This window comes from Streptomyces sp. NPDC006925 (assembly GCF_042869575.1).
Taxonomy (GTDB): Bacteria; Actinomycetota; Actinomycetes; order Streptomycetales; family Streptomycetaceae; genus Streptomyces.
In genome coordinates this window covers 178,744-193,016 of sequence record NZ_JBIAGB010000003.1, presented here as the reverse complement: position 1 = coordinate 193,016, position 14,273 = coordinate 178,744, and the positions used below count along the sequence as shown (strand labels likewise).

The following is a 14,273-nucleotide window of genomic DNA, read 5'->3' as shown; positions in this document are numbered from 1 at the left end:
GGGTGCGACCGGTCTGCTGCGGACCGGCCCTCAGCCGTCAGTCGTTCTGCATCGGGCCGAAGACGAAGCCCACGGAGTTGCTGACGATGTGGTCGTCGTCCGAGATGTTGACGTGGACCTTCTTGTAGTGGATCTCCTTGTGAACCCAGTTGTGCCCGTGGCCCCCGGCCACCGCCGAGGCGGTGCCGGCAGCGGCCAGACCGAGAGTGGCCAGGCCGACGGCGAGGGAGCGCGTGAGGGTGCGCGTGCGCATGAAAACCTCCGAGAAGGTCCGAAAGAACAAGTACCGGTCCATCGTCACCACGCACCCGGGCATTACAGAGCACTATATGAAGGACACGGCATAACCGCCCCGAATGGCCGAGGGCACCGTCGCGGGCGTTCCCCCGTGCGGGCCACGGCCGACGGGTTCCGCGAAGCGGCACACCACCCCCCGTGGCCGGGGTCGCGGAGACCGCGCACGGCAGCCGTCCCCGCCACCGGGAGTCAGGTGGCGGGGACGGCCGGGTCACGGAGGCGGCGGTAGGGCCCGGAGCGCCGGGGGGCGCCGACCGGACGCCGCCCGGCGGCGCCTCAGCGCCTCAGCGCCTCAGCGCCGCGCCTCAGCGCATCCACTCCGAGTAGAAGTCGGGGAGACCGGGCTGCGGGTCGTGGACGCAGGTGGCCTCGTGGTACTGGGGGTTCAGCGGCAGGTCCGCCTGCATCTGGTCGTAGCAGGCCTGCCAGGAGTCGAAGGACTCGCCGCCGACCGGCTGCCAGCCGTCGCCGGGCGGAGGTCCGGCGGCGAAGGCGGCAGTGGCGGTCAGCGGCACGGTGACCGCTGCCGCACCGGCGGCGAGACCGAGAGCGATACGAGAGCGCCAGGACTTCATGAACTCCTCCGACAAGCAGCTTGTGTTCCTCTCACGCACGGCTCTCCCGGAGAGCCGCCGCGGCCCGGAGCCCGCGGCGCGGTGCGTCGTTCGCAGAGTTCGATGCGGGCTGCGGCGCGGAAGTTCACGCGGTGGCCGCTCTTTTCGCACCGGTGCTCCCCGCGGGTGCCGCGCGCCGGGAGAAGAGCGCCGCCGGTGGCGCGGATGGATCGCGACAGCGGAGAATCCGATCAGTCGTAGGGACGAGGCGGTTCGGGACGGCGGCGAGGCGTCCCGGCCGCGCGGAGGTGTCGCCGAGGCGCCGCGGAGGGGGCGCCGCCGCGACCGGCCGGTACCGCCGCGCACACATCCGGTGCCGCCGGACCGGACGGAGGAGTTCAGTTGGTGCATCTGCACGCGGTGAGCAAGCGCTACGGCCGGGGCGGTTGGCTGCTGCGCGACGTCGAGGTGGCCGTCCCCGCCGGAGAGATCGTGGCATTCACCGGCGGGAACGGCTCGGGCAAATCCACCCTGCTGCGCATCGCGGTGGGCCTGTCCCGGCCGACGCGCGGCCGGGTGGTGGCGCGGCCTGCGGTCGTGGGATACGTGCCCGACCGGTTCTCGCCCGGCGAACGCATGTCGGCGGCCGCCTACCTGACCCATCTGGGCCGGGTGCGCGGGCTGTCCACCCGGGCCGCCGCCGCGCGCGCGGACGAACTCCTGGAGAGACTGGCCCTGGTGGGCGGGGAACACACCCCGCTGCGCGAGCTGTCGAAGGGCAACGCACGGAAGGTCGCGCTCGCCCAGGCGCTGTTGGTGGAGCCCGGACTGCTCGTCCTCGACGAGCCGTGGTCGGGGCTGGATGCGCCCGCCCACGCGGTCGTGGCCGACATCATGACCGAGGTCGCCGACGCCGGCGGCACGGTGCTATTCACCGATCACCGGGAGTCGGTGACGCGGACCCGGGCCACGCGGACCTACACCGTCGGCGACGGACGCGTCTCGCTGCGCGGACCGGAGTCCGCCCCCACCGGTCCGGGGCCCTCCTGCGAAGTCGTCCTGACCGGGTACCCGGGCCGGCGCACGCCCCGGGAGCTGGTCTGGGAGGAGTTGGCCGGCGTGCTGTCGGTGCGCTGCGGAGCCTCGGGGACCACGCTGCGAGTGGCAGCCGAGGCCACCGACGCGCTGCTGCTCACCGCACTGCGGCACGGCTGGTCGGTGGCGCGGGTGACAGGCGGCGCTTCCGGCTCCCCGGAGCAGGACGCGGCCGGGCGGGGAGGCGTCCGGTGATCGCCCTGATCCGCTACACGTTCGCCACCGTGCTGCACACCCAGCGCTATGCCGCCCCGCTGCTCCTGTTCGCGGGCCTGCTGGGGGTGTTGACGGTCAACGGCAGTGGGGCGCTGCCTCCCGCCTACGCGTCCTCCGCCGGTGCGCTGTTCGTCTGCTCGACGTGGCTGACCGTCGCGCTGATGAGCCTGGACGAGCCGGCCCAGCGGGCGATCGTCGTCGTCGCCTCCGGCGGCCGCTCGCTCAAGGTCCTCCTCGCGGCGATCGGCACCGCTCTGCTGAGCTGTGGGGTGCTGATGGTCTTCGGACTGGTCCTCCCACTGTGGCTGGGGCGCTACCACGTGACCCTGGACGGTCTCCTGCTGGGCGTGGAGGCCCAGCTCACGTGCGCACTCGTCGGCACCGCGATCGGGGTGCTGTGCTCCCGCGCGGTTTTCGCACGCCAGGGGTACGCGCTGGTGAGCGCCGTCGCGCTGATGATGCTCGCCCTCCTCCCCAAGGGGATGCCGCCGGTCAACCGGCTGTTCACCCTGATGTCGACGACCCCCGACCCGGCGAAGCTGCTGGCCCCGGCGGGCGGCATGCTCGCGCTCGCTGCCGTGCTCCTGGCCGGGGCCGCCTCGCTCGCCCAGTTCGTCGCCGTCCGGAGGGGGTAGCCGGGGCGCCGCTGCACGCAGCGGGAGTCGCGGCCCCGCGGCGCCGGGTGGGGACACCGGGCGGGGTCACGGGTGCGCTTCCGGCCCGGGGCCCGGGCCGGCCGCGTCCGAGGCGACCTGGTAGGACAGCAGTTCCCGGAAGAGCCCGGGGGCCTCCGGGGTCCTTCAGGGAGGAGTCCACCCAGCAGCCAGCTGGGCACTGCCTCCAAGCCCGGTCCTTCAGGACCGGGTCAAGTCGACGGAGTGCCCGTCCGGACCCGCGCTCGGCAGCCCCTCGGCGCCCGGGGCCCGAGGGCCGCGGTCCCTGTGGGCAGCGGCCGACCGGCGACCGGCGACGGGCGACCGGCGACGGGCGACCGGCGACCGGTGTCCCGGGCGCGTGGCACGCCGTCCCTGCAGGGCGGGTTGTCCGGCGTCGGCCCCGCGGCGGCTGCGGTGGTGCGCCGTTGGCCGTGAGTTCGCCCGATCGAGTGGGCGCCCGGTGCGTGGGCGTGGCGACGGAATGCCCGGTTCGTACCCGGGTGCACTCTGGTCCGCGTCCGGCACATCGAACACAGGGAGGATCCCCATGCGCATCCGTACCGCGGTTGTCGCCTTCGGTCTCGCCGCCACCGCCGTGCTCGGCGGGGCCACGGCCGCGTCCGCCGACGCGGGCGCCCAGGGTGGCGCGGCGAACTCGCCGGGAGTGCTGTCCGGCAACGTCGTGCAGATCCCGGTGCACATTCCGGTCCAACTGTGCGGCAACACCGTCGACATCCTCGCGCTGCTCAACCCCTCCCTCGGCAACGTCTGCGTCAGCGACTGACGCGGCACCGCCCGGCGCCCGCCCGGGGCCCCGCGCCCCGCGCGGGTTCCGGGCAGCACACACGAACGCCCCGCCGACGGCGGGGCGTTCGTGTGTGGGGCGGCGCCGGGGTGGACGGCGCGGGAGCGCTACCCCCGCAGCGCAGGTGCGGTGCCGGGCGGAGGCTGCTTGCGCAGGAAGGCCCGGCGCAGCGCGTGGTGCGGGGCCGCCGGATCGAACAGCACCCGGTGCATCGCTGCCAGCTCCCGGTCGCGGTAGGCGGCCAGCGGCTCGGTGGCCTCGTCGCGCGCACGGTTGCTCTTCTTCACCGCCAGCCGCTGGTGGGTGGCCGGGTCCTCGGCCAGCGCCGCCGCGAGCTCCGCGACCCGCGGTGCGAAACCGCTCGGCGAGGTCGGCAGCACCCGGTCCACCAGTCCGATCCGGCGTGCCGTGGCGGCGCTCATCGGTTCGGCGTCCCGCATCAGCGCCTCGGTGATCTCCGGCCCGACGCGGCGCGGCAGTGTGTACGTCCAGAACTCCGACCCGGGCAGGCCCATGAGCCGGTAGTGCGGGTTGAGCACCGCTCCCGCCCTGCACCACACCTCGTCGGCCGCGGCGGCCAGCATCGCGCCCCCGGCCGCCGCGTTGCCGCCGAGCGCGGCGACGACCAGCCGGTCGGTGGTGGTCAGCACCGCCTCGACCACGTCGTCGAGGGCCTGGATGTTGGCCCAGCCCTCCGCGGCCGGATCGGAGGCGGCCTCGATGACCCCCAGATGGATGCCGTTGGAGAAGAAGTCCCGCCTGCCGCCCAGCACCACCACCCGGGTCGGCCGGGTGCACGCGTACCGGTAGGCGGCCAGCAGCCGCCGGCACTGCACCGTGCTCATCGCGCCGCCGGGAAAGGAGAAGCGGACGAACCCGACGCCGCTGCGTTCCCGGTAGCGGATCTCGGTGTGGGTGTGCCGTTCGGGCGCGAGCTCCAGGGGCGCGGGGCGCTCCGGTACGTCCGGCAGCCGCTCGCCCAGCGCCAGGGTCGCGGGCAGCCGGAAGGTCCGCGGCCCGCCCGCGGCGCGGCGCGGCCTCAGCTGCGGGATCCACACCGCGCCGTCGACCGTCGCGCGGCAGATCGCGCCGGCCCGGGTGGCGAGGATCTCGCCCGGGGTGCCGTACAGCTGGTCCTCGGCGTGTCCGCCGTGCAGGAACCACTCCGTGCCCAGCAGTTCGTCCAGCACCCCGGGCTGCGAGTCGGCGGCCCGCAGGGTGCGCAGCACATCGAGCGTCCGGAAGGTCTGCCAGTCGATCCGCCGCTCGTCCTGGCGCATCCGCGGACTCGCCGACGGCTCCACCCCGTCCTGGGTATCCGGACGGTGGCTGCCGGAGGCGAACCGGGACACCGCGCTCCGGAGCGCTTCGAGTGCCGCGTCGGCCACCTCCCCCCGGTACAGGTCGCTCTTGCTGGTCCCCTCCGGCAAGGTGCACTCCGCCGAGGCCCAGACGGGGCCCGCGTCCAGTTCCGCCTCGGCCTGCAGCACCGTCACCCCCCAGCGGGTGCGGCCCGCGTGGACGGCCCGGTCCAGCGAGGAGGGCCCGCGGTCGCCGGGCGGGCCGGGATGCACGATCAGGCAGGTGAGCCGGGACCACACGTCCGCGGGCACCGCGGTGCGCAGCATCGGCGCGACCACCAGCTCGGGGCTGTGCCGGTCGACCGCGCGCCGCACGTCGTCGCCGTCGCCGACCACCTCGGTCGCGACGGTGTGGCGGGCGTCCCGCAGTTCGGCCTGAACCCGCTGGGTCAGACTGTTGAAGGCGCTCGCGATGAGCAGGATCCGCACCACGACCTCCTGGTGATGGCTCGTTGGGGTGCTTCGGGGTCCGGCCCGGCGGATCCGTCCGGACGGATGCGCCGAGCACAGCGGGGCTGAGCGCACACGGCTCAGCAGATACGCGGGAGTTGTTCGCCCAGTGGCGGATCGACGACCCGGGTGCCGCCCAGCCCGGTGCGGGCGACGACCATCCCGGGGTGGTCCTCGACGCACTCGCCGATCACGGCGGCCTGGGCCCCCAGCGGATGCGCGCGCATCGCGGCGAGCACCGCGTCCGCCTCCGCACGGGGCACGAACGCCAGCAGCTTGCCCTCGTTCGCCACGTACAGCGGATCCAGGCCCAGCATGGAGCAGGCGGCGGCGACCTGTTCGGGCACCGGTACCGCCCGCTCCCTCAGGACGACGCCGACCGAGGCGGCCGCCGCGATCTCGTTGAGCGCGGCGGCGACGCCGCCGCGGGTCGGGTCGCGGAGGACGTGCAACTCGGGTGTGACCGCCAGCATGTCCGCCACCAGGGAGTTCAGGGCCGCGCAGTCGCTCTCGATGCCGACCTCGAACTCCAGCCCCGCACGCCGGCTCAGCACCGCGATCCCGTGCTCCCCGACCGCGCCGCTGACGATGACCACGTCGCCGGGTGCTGCCCGCTGTGGGCGGATGTCCACCCCGTCCGGGATCAGCCCGATCCCGGCGGTGTTGAGGTAGACGCCGTCGCCGCGCCCCGCCTCCACGACCTTGGTGTCCCCGGTGGCCACCTCGACACCGGCCGTCCGGGCCGCCGCTCCCAGCGCCTCGGCGATCCGTGCCACCAGGCCGAGCTCCACTCCCTCCTCCAGGATGAACCCGCAGGAGAGGTAGGCGGGCCGGGCGCCGCTCATCGCCAGATCGTTGACCGTGCCGTTGACGGCCAGGTCGCCGATGCTGCCGCCGGGGAAGAACAGCGGCTGCACCACGAAGGAGTCGGTGGAGAACGCCAGCCGGGCGCCGCCGAGCTCCAGCGCCGCGGAGTCGGCGAGCGCCGAGAGCGCAGGGCCGCCGAACGCGGGCGCGAAGATCTGCTCCACCAACTCCGCCGAGAGCGCTCCGCCCCCGCCGTGGCCCATCACGATCCGCTCGTGGCCGCGCAGCGGCGCCGGGCACGTCCAGCCGGACGGGTCCGGCGCGGCGCGGCCGCCGGCGGGGGCCTCGGGGGCCCCGGGGTCCCCGCCGGCCGTCGGGCCGACGGCCTCGATGCTAGTCAACGGTGCTCGCCTCCAGGGGTGCGGTCGTGGTCCCGCCGAGACGGCGGTAGAGGTAGTAGGCGGCGCAGGCACCCTCGCTGGAGACCATCGTGGCGCCCAGCGGGGTGCGGGGGGTGCAGGTGGTGCCGAACGCCTCGCACTCGTGCGGCTTCAGCAGCCCCTGCAGCACCTCGCCGCTGCGGCAGGCCGCGGGCTCCCGGGTGGTGATGCCCGCCACGCTGAACCGGTGCTCCGCGTCGAATGCCTCGAAGCGCGGCGCCAGCCGCCAGCCGCTGTCCGGGATGACGCCGATGCCGCGCCAGCCGCGGTCGGTCGTCGTGAACACCTCGTCCAGCATCGCCCGCGCCGCCGGGTTGCCCTGCGGCACGACGGCCCGCTGGTAGGCGTTCTCCACCGTCGCCCGGCCCGCCTCGAGCTGCCGCACCGCCCGGCGGACGCCCTCCAGGATGTCCAGCGGTTCGAAACCGGTGACGACGATCGGCACCCGATGGCGCTCGGCCAGCTCCGGATACTCCTCGGTGCCCATGACGCTGCACACGTGCCCGGCCGCCAGGAACGCGCGCACCCGGCAGTGCGGCGCGCTCATGATGGCCTCGATCGCGGGCGGTACCCGTACGTGGGAGACGAGCAGGCTGAAGTTGCGCAGCCCCTCCCGCGCCGCCAGGTGCACGGCCATGGCGTTGGGCGGGGCCGTCGTCTCGAAGCCGATGCCGAAGAAGACCACCTCGCGGTCCGGGTTCTCGCGGGCCAGCGCGAGCGCGTCCAGCGGCGAGTAGACGACCCGGACGTCGCCGCCCTCCGCGCGGACCCGGAACAGGTCCCGGCCGGTGCCCGGCACCCGCAGCATGTCGCCGAACGAGCAGAAGATCACCCCGGGCCGGGAGGCGATCTCCAGCGCCTTGTCGATCAGTTCGAGCGGGGTGACGCACACCGGGCAGCCGGGCCCGTGGATCAGCTCGACCTCCTCGGGCAGCAACTGGTCGATACCGTGCCGGATGATGGAATGCGTCTGCCCGCCGCACACCTCCATCAGCGCCCAGGGCCGGGTGACGGTCGCGTGGATGTCCTCCAGCAGCTTCCCGGCCAGCTCCGGGTCCTGGAACTCCTCGATGTACTTCACAGCCGCACCTCCCGCTGCGCGTCGCCGGGCTGCGGGACGCCGTCGGCGCGCTGCTCCGCCTCCGCGGCCTGCCACGGATCGCCGAACTCCTCCTCCAGCAGTCCGAGATTCTCGAACAGCTCCAGGGTCCTGCGCGCCGATTCCTCGTCCAGCCGCTGCAGTGCGAAGCCGACGTGGACGATCGTGTACTCACCGACCCGCAGATCCGGCACGTACTCCAGACACACCTCCTTGACCACTCCGCCGAAGTCGACGGACGCCATCCGGGTGCCGTCACGCTCCTCGATCCGCAGGACTTTTCCGGGTACCGCCAGACACATGGCCTCTCCTCGTTCGACGGTGGTCAGTGCGCCGCGGAACCGGTCGGCGGCGGGATACTGGGCGCGCCCGCCCCGGCGCGGGCCGCGACCACGAGCTGGCCCAGCGCCAGCCCGCCGTCCCCGGGCGGGACGAGCCGGTGCCGCAGCACCGTGAATCCGTCGGCGCGCAGCGCGCCGGTGCAGGCACGCAAGAGCACCGCGTTGGCGAACACCCCGCCGGTCAGGGCCACGGTCGTCACCCCGTACCGCTCGCGTGCCGCCGCGCAGGTGCGCCGGACCAGTGCGGCGACGGCTGTGTGGAACCGCGCGGCGATCGCCTCGCGCGGCACGCCCGTCCGCAGGTCCTCGACCACGGCCGTCAGCAGCGGCGTCGGGTCGGCGAGCCGCGGCGGGTCGGCCGCGCCGCTGCCGCCGTCCGCCGCGGCCGGGCGCAGCGGGAAGTCGTAGCCGCCCGGATCCGGCTCCGGGCAGGCCGCCGCGGCCGCCTCCAGCTCGATCGCCGCCTGCGCCTCGTATCCGGTCCGCTGGCACACCCCGACCAGCGAGGACACCGCGTCGAAGAGCCGCCCCATGCTGGAGGTCGGCACACAGCCCAGGTCCTGCTCCAACTGCCGCTGCAGCACCCGCCGCTCGGTGTCCGTGCAGGCCGCGACGGGCGGCAGTCCGGCGTCCCAGGGCAGTCCGGCGGCCCACAGGTGGGCCAGAGCCGTCCGGGAGGGATGCCGGATCGCCGCGTCACCGCCGGGCAGCGGGGCGTACCGCAGGTGCGCGTACCGGATGAATCCGTCGTAGTCGGCCAGGAGGAACTCGCCGCCCCACACGGCGCCGTCGTCGCCGTACCCGGTGCCGTCGAAGGCGACGCCCAGGACCGGCGCGGAGCCGTCCAGCCCGTGTTCGGCCAGCGCGGAGGCCACATGGGCGTGGTGGTGCTGGACGCGGTGCAGCGGCCGGCCCGCGGCGTTCCGTTCGGCCCACCCTGTCGACCGGTACCCGGGGTGGCGGTCGGCGGCCAGCACCTCGGGGGCGACGCCCGTGATCTCCTCGAGCTGTTGTTCGGCCCGGGCGAACGCGCGCAGCGTCGCGAGGTCGTCCATGTCCCCCACGTGCGCGGAGAGCCAGGCCTGCCGTCCCGTGCCCAGGCAGCAGGTGTTCTTCAGATCGCCGCCGACCGCCAGCGCGGGCCGGACCGGCACCGGCAGGGTCAGCGGCAGCGGCGCGTACCCGCGGGAGCGGCGCACCGGCAACTCCTCGCCGCCGCACACCCGCACCACCGAGTCCTCGCAGGGCACATGGATGGGCCGGTCGTGGGTCAGGAAGGCGTCGGCGAGGTGCGCCAGCCGCTCCAGGGCCTCCTCCTCGCCGGTGGCGATCGGCTCCCCGCCGAGATTGCCGCTGGTCAGGACGAGCAGCCGCGGCCCGGGCGGGTCGCCGGGCAGGCCCAGGAGCAGGTGGTGCAGCGGGGTGTAGGCCAGCAGCACCCCCAGGTCCGGGCTGCCGGGTGCGACCGAGGGAGCCGGAGCCGGACCGGCCGCCGCGGCGGCGGCGCGGCGGCGCAGCAGCACGATGGGGCGGCGGCCGCCGGTCAGCAGCGCCCGTTCCACCGGGTCGACGTGGGCGAGGTGTTCGATGTCGGCCACCTCGCGAGCCAGCACCGCGAACGGCTTGTCCCCGCGCGCCTTGCGGCGGCGCAGCAGCGCCACCGCCTGCTCGTCGGCCGCGTCGCAGGCCAGGTGGTAGCCGCCCAGGCCCTTCACCGCGACGACCGCGCCCTCGGCCAGCAGCCGCCGGGCCGCGGCCACCGGCTCGCCGGGGAGTTCGGCCGGACCCGACGCCGCGGTGGCGGGCCCCAGCAGCCGGACGCGGGGCCCGCAGTCGTGGCAGGCGACGGGCTGCGCGTGGAAGCGCCGGTCGCCCGGGTCCCGGTACTCGCGCGCGCAGCGCTCGCACATCGGGAACCGGGCCATCGTGGTGTTGGCGCGGTCGTAGGGCAGCCCGGTGACGATGGTGAAGCGCGGTCCGCAGTCCGTGCAGGTGATGAACGGATGCCGGTAGCGGCGGTCGGCCGGGTCGGTCATCTCGCGCAGACAGGCGTCGCAGGTCGCCGTGTCCGGCGCCACCAGGGTGCGGCGCCCTGCGGCCGGACGGGAGGCGAGGATGCGGAAGCCGGACCCGCCTGCGAGGGGCAGCGACCGGTGGCTGACCGACTCGATCACGGCGAGTGGCGGAGCCTCGGCTCCGATCCGCTCCCGGAAGGCGGCGACGGCCTCGCCGGCGCCCTCCACCTCGGCCACCACACCCTCGCCCGTGTTGGTGACATGGCCGGAGAGCCCCAGTCGGCCGGCGAGCGCGTACACGTGCGGGCGGAAGCCCACGCCCTGGACCACGCCGCGGACCAGCACGCGGCTGCGCTCGGCCGCGGAGAGGTCAGCCTCCGACATGGGCCTGCGATCCGTCGTGCGTGTGCGGTCCGCCGTGTCCTCGCGCCCCGTCGTCCGGTCCGCCGTGCGTGTGCGGTCCGTCGTGCGCGTGTCCGGCGGGGCGGGCCATCACCGGCCGGTGCGCGGCGGTTCCGGCGCCCACCGCCAGCGCGCGCTCCAGCAGCACACCGAGGTTCAGCCCGTCGCGCACCGAGGTGTCGACGACCTCCACGCCGGGATTGACCTGCCGGACGTTTGCCAGGAACGCCTCCCGGTCGAACCCGGCCGCCTGCGCCAGGTCCTGCTTGGTGACGACCACGAGCTGCGCGAGCCCGAAGGCGGTGGGGTACTTCAGCGGCTTGTCCTCGCCCTCGGTGACCGATGCGAGCACCACCCGCAGCGACTCGCCCAGGTCGTAGGAGGCGGGGCAGACCAGGTTGCCCACGTTCTCGACGAACAGCAGCCGGGTGGCGTCGGGCAGCCACCCGGCCAGGTGCCCGGCCAGCATGTCGGCCTCCAGATGGCACAGGCCGTCGGTCAGCACCTGCTTGACCGTCGCCCCGGACCGGGCCAGCCGTCGGGCGTCGTTCTCGGTGGCCAGATCCGCGGTCAGGGCCGCCACCGCGACGCCCCGCTCCCGCGCCAGCCGCAGCTCGGTCTCCAGCAGCGCCGTCTTGCCGCTGCCCGGGCTGGAGAGCAGGTTGACGACGACCGTGCCGCGCGCGGCCAGTTCGGCGCGCAGCCGTTCGGCGCGGGTGTCGTTGCGCTCCAGCACGGCCTGTCGCAGATCGGAGACACGGCACATGGCTTCACAGCTCCTCAAGGGCTCGGGTGCGCTGCGGGTCCTCGGCCCACCGCACGGTGGCGATCTGTAGCTCACGGCCGGACAGCAGCTCGGTGCGCGAGTCCGGGCACCGCGGGCAGCCCAACCGCGGGGGCAGCCCCGTCTCCCACTCCCGTGCGCAGGACGTGCACCGGGCGCGTCCCGCCACCTGGTCGGTGACCAGTTCGGCACCGGACAGGACGGTGCCCTCGCAGGCGAGCGCGAAGGAGAAGCGCAGTGCGTCGGGGACGACCCCGGCGAGTTCGCCCACCTGCAGGGTCACCGTCTCGACGCCCGCGGCTCCGTGGGTGCGCGCCGCCTCCTCGACCTGGCAGACCACTGCCATGGCGATGGACATCTCGTGCATCGGTCACTTCCCCTGCGCGGTACGGACCAGGCTGCGGCCCGCACCATTACAGGGGCACCGCCGGTCACCCCCGGGCCGCCACGCCGCTTTCCCGGGCGGCCGTCCGCCGTTCGGCGGCTTGTGCCGGCCCGGCCGATCCCGGCTGCCCGGCCGCCGCGGGGTCGTCGGCCGGAGCCGGGGCCTCCGGGGGCACGCAGGCGGATTCGTCCGCCAGCATCCGCTCCACCACCGTCACCGCCTCCTCCACCGCGGCGGCCACCGGGGCGCTCAGCCCGATGCCCTCCGCCAGGTCGGCGGGCTCGCAGCCGACGACGAACACCCGCCGGGGCGCACTGCCTCCGGTACCCTCCCGCAGCGTCTCCAGCAGGGCGAGCACGGCGTCCGGGGACATGTGGTGCCCGTCGACGGCCGGCACCCCGGCCGGGCAGGCGCGGTCCTCCTCGGCCACCTCGATCAGCCGCACCGTCCCGGGGGCGCCCCCGCGGTGCACGGCGTCCACCAGGATCAGCGTGTCGCAGCTGTCCAGCACCTGGTAGGCCAGGTGCACGCCGCGTACGCCGATGTCGAGGACCTGCACATGGCCGGGCAGCGGGCGCCGGGCCAGCCGCTGTACGACCTCGACACCGAAGCCGTCGTCGCCCAGGAAGATGTTGCCGATCCCCGCGACGAGGGTGCGGCCGGTCGGTTCGGTCATACGGACTCCGCAGGTGGGGGGAGCGGTCCGGTACGGCCTCTGCGCCGTACCGGACCGCGTGGCGGGGGCGGGGGAGCGGCCCGGGAACCTCAGGCGCCCTGTGGCACCCGGGACCGGTCCGGTGCGCCGTGCCGTCCGTCGTCCGCCTCCGCGCCGCCCTCGGGGACGGGGCGCCAGCGGCCGGGGCCGTGCTGCTCGGCGAGCCCGTGCTCGGCCAGGCCCAGCAGGTGCTTGAGCACGGTGCGCTCCTGGTACCCCACGCTGGCCGACAGCTCCTCGACTGTCGTGCCCGACGCGCCCGCGGCCCGCACCCGGTCCCACGTACGGCCCGCGCTCTGCCCGAGCCCTCCGTCGCGGGCGGGGGTGCGGAAGAGCTCGTCCGCCGCCTCGGATCCGGACGCCGGCCGCGGAGCGCTCTGCGCCCCCTGGCCCGGCCCGGTCCTCGGCGCGGTCTCGGGGGTGCCGCGCGGGGTGCCGCCGGGTGCGGGCACGGGCCGGGCCGCGGGAGCTTCGGTGCGCACGGCCGGGCCGGCCGCGGCTGTCCGGTCCGGGGCGGCCCTGTCCGCCGCTGTCAGGCCCGTCGCCGTCGCCCGGACGGGCCTCGTCCGGACGGCGGAACCCACCGGGCGCGGGGTGCGGTTGACCGTGCGGTGCTTGCGTCCCTTCTGCCGCTTGCTCATCGTGCGCCCGCCTCTCCTCCGTGCTGCGGCGGTGTCTCCAGGGCCGGAAGGGGGTGTCGTTGTGCAGTGATCATGTGGGGGTTAACGACCGACTCCGCTCCGCGTGGATCGGCCGATCGGGGCACCCGGACCGCGCGGTCCTCCCGGGGCGGCCACCCGGCCCGCCCCGGCAGGCGTCCCGTATCCGGCCGGGCACCTCCCGTCCAGGGCCGCGAGGGGTGCCCTTCGGCACGGCGGACCGTCAGGGCAGCAGGCCGTGCCGGCGGGCGGCCGCCACCGCGTGGTGCCGGCTGTGCACGCCCAGCTTGCGGGTCGCGCTGCGCAGGTAGGCCTTGACCGTCTCCGCCTCCAGCCCCAGGTACTGGGCCGCTTCGGCGTTGGTGCAGCCCAGCGCCACGTAGGAGAGCACGTCGAGTTCGCGCGGGGAGAGCCGCGGCCGGTCCGCGGCCGGGGCGTCCGGCCGGCCGCCGGGATCGGCGTCCGGGGCGCCGTCGCCGGAGCCGGACTCCGCCCCGGCCCGCAGGAAGCGGTCGCACGCCTGGCGCAGTCTGTCCCGCAGCGCCCTGTCCTCGATCTCCTGGGCGATGCCGCGCAGTTCCGCGTGCAGGTCGCGCAGCGCGTCGAGCCCGGGCGCGGCCGGCTCCGGGGCCGGGGCTTCGGCGGCGGCCTCGAGCAGCCGGACGCGCCGGTCCACCTCGTCGCGCACGGCCAGTTCGCTCGCCAGGCGCCGCGCCGCGTCCACGAGTGCCGCGGTCGCGCGATCGCCCAGCGGCGCGGTGTCGCGGGCCGCGGCGTAGAGCACGCCGCGCACCCCGCCCTGCACGGTGACCGGGGCCGCCACTATCGCGCGGATGCCCTCGCGGCGCACGGGGCTGTCGTAGTCGTGGGTGATGGTGGTCGCCGGTACGTAGTCGTTGACCGCGTAGGGGCGCTGGTGCGTCAGGACGTAGCCGCCCAGCCCCCGTCCGGGGACCACCCGCAGACCGCGCATGGAGTCGGTCAGGGTGCCGTTGAACTCCGTCAGCCGCAGCGCCCCGTCGGCGACCTCCCCGCCGAAGACCGTGCGCACACCGGTGCGCTGCCGCGCCAGCCGGAGGGCGTGCCGGTAGGCGTCGGTGTCCCCCTGCCGCAGCGGAGCGCGGGAGAAGGGCACTGCGCCGCCGGGGACGCGGGGGTGGGAACGGGAACGGTCGGGTGAAGGCAACCTCGA

15 protein-coding genes are annotated in these 14,273 nt (G+C 75.2%); 3 read left to right on the top strand and 12 right to left on the bottom strand.

Annotated elements, in window-relative coordinates; translation table 11 throughout:
• Positions 1–37: 37 nt before the first annotated feature.
• Together ACFYNS_RS06015 and ACFYNS_RS06010 are read right to left on the bottom strand one after the other, a co-directional pair.
• A complete protein-coding gene (locus ACFYNS_RS06015; protein WP_360302927.1) occupies positions 38–253 on the bottom strand; it encodes a hypothetical protein in 216 nt (71 codons plus the stop codon).
• Positions 254–602: 349 nt separating this feature from the next.
• Positions 603–887, bottom strand: coding sequence for a hypothetical protein (locus ACFYNS_RS06010; RefSeq protein ID WP_360290040.1), 285 nt, complete (start codon positions 885–887; stop codon positions 603–605).
• 366 nt (positions 888–1,253) lie between these two features.
• On the opposite strand from ACFYNS_RS06010, the gene ACFYNS_RS06005 reads away from it, so the two are divergent.
• The 3 genes from ACFYNS_RS06005 (at position 1,254) to ACFYNS_RS05995 (ending at position 3,602) form a co-directional block, all read left to right on the top strand.
• Positions 1,254–2,141 (top strand): ATP-binding cassette domain-containing protein, encoded by an 888-nt coding sequence (locus ACFYNS_RS06005; RefSeq protein WP_388601081.1) that lies wholly within the window; start codon positions 1,254–1,256, stop codon positions 2,139–2,141.
• Positions 2,138–2,797 carry a hypothetical protein gene (locus tag ACFYNS_RS06000; protein WP_360290038.1) on the top strand — a complete coding sequence of 220 codons (660 nt, stop codon included), beginning with the start codon at positions 2,138–2,140 and terminating at the stop codon, positions 2,795–2,797. Before ACFYNS_RS06005 ends, ACFYNS_RS06000 begins: the two co-directional genes overlap by 4 nt.
• Positions 2,798–3,365: 568 nt before the next feature.
• Entirely contained in the window at positions 3,366–3,602 is a 237-nt protein-coding gene (locus ACFYNS_RS05995) for a chaplin (protein WP_075000811.1), read from the top strand.
• Between the two features lie 128 nt (positions 3,603–3,730).
• Here ACFYNS_RS05995 and ACFYNS_RS05990 read toward each other — a convergent pair whose 3' ends face one another.
• The 10 genes from ACFYNS_RS05990 to ACFYNS_RS05945 all read right to left on the bottom strand — a co-directional run bounded on the left by ACFYNS_RS05990 (position 3,731) and on the right by ACFYNS_RS05945 (position 14,267).
• Positions 3,731–5,413: an enoyl-CoA hydratase-related protein gene (locus ACFYNS_RS05990; protein WP_360290036.1), complete on the bottom strand. Its 1,683-nt coding sequence runs from the start codon at positions 5,411–5,413 to the stop codon at positions 3,731–3,733.
• A 101-nt stretch (positions 5,414–5,514) separates the two neighbouring features.
• Positions 5,515–6,504: a hydrogenase expression/formation protein HypE gene (gene hypE / locus ACFYNS_RS05985; protein WP_388601430.1), complete on the bottom strand. Its 990-nt coding sequence runs from the start codon at positions 6,502–6,504 to the stop codon at positions 5,515–5,517.
• Between the two features lie 130 nt (positions 6,505–6,634).
• The gene (gene hypD / locus ACFYNS_RS05980) at positions 6,635–7,762 is read right to left on the bottom strand and encodes a hydrogenase formation protein HypD (RefSeq protein WP_388601077.1); all 1,128 of its coding nucleotides are present in this window, start codon (positions 7,760–7,762) and stop codon (positions 6,635–6,637) included.
• Positions 7,759–8,082, bottom strand: coding sequence for a HypC/HybG/HupF family hydrogenase formation chaperone (locus ACFYNS_RS05975; RefSeq protein WP_360303053.1), 324 nt, complete (start codon positions 8,080–8,082; stop codon positions 7,759–7,761). Before ACFYNS_RS05975 ends, hypD begins: the two co-directional genes overlap by 4 nt.
• 23 nt (positions 8,083–8,105) lie before the next feature.
• Positions 8,106–10,520: a carbamoyltransferase HypF gene (gene hypF, locus ACFYNS_RS05970; protein ID WP_388601075.1), complete on the bottom strand. Its 2,415-nt coding sequence runs from the start codon at positions 10,518–10,520 to the stop codon at positions 8,106–8,108.
• Positions 10,507–11,304: a hydrogenase nickel incorporation protein HypB gene (gene hypB, locus ACFYNS_RS05965; protein ID WP_388601073.1), complete on the bottom strand. Its 798-nt coding sequence runs from the start codon at positions 11,302–11,304 to the stop codon at positions 10,507–10,509. Before hypB ends, hypF begins: the two co-directional genes overlap by 14 nt.
• A 4-nt stretch (positions 11,305–11,308) precedes the next feature.
• Positions 11,309–11,689: a hydrogenase maturation nickel metallochaperone HypA gene (locus tag ACFYNS_RS05960; RefSeq protein WP_360303059.1), complete on the bottom strand. Its 381-nt coding sequence runs from the start codon at positions 11,687–11,689 to the stop codon at positions 11,309–11,311.
• 64 nt (positions 11,690–11,753) lie between these two features.
• The gene (locus ACFYNS_RS05955; protein ID WP_388601070.1) at positions 11,754–12,383 is read right to left on the bottom strand and encodes a hydrogenase maturation protease; all 630 of its coding nucleotides are present in this window, start codon (positions 12,381–12,383) and stop codon (positions 11,754–11,756) included.
• A gap of 89 nt (positions 12,384–12,472) precedes the next feature.
• A complete protein-coding gene (locus ACFYNS_RS05950) occupies positions 12,473–13,063 on the bottom strand; it encodes a hypothetical protein (RefSeq protein ID WP_388601067.1) in 591 nt (196 codons plus the stop codon).
• Positions 13,064–13,304: 241 nt separating this feature from the next.
• Positions 13,305–14,267, bottom strand: a complete 963-nt coding sequence (locus ACFYNS_RS05945; protein ID WP_388601065.1) for a LuxR C-terminal-related transcriptional regulator — start codon at positions 14,265–14,267, stop codon at positions 13,305–13,307.
• Positions 14,268–14,273: the final 6 nt, after the last annotated feature.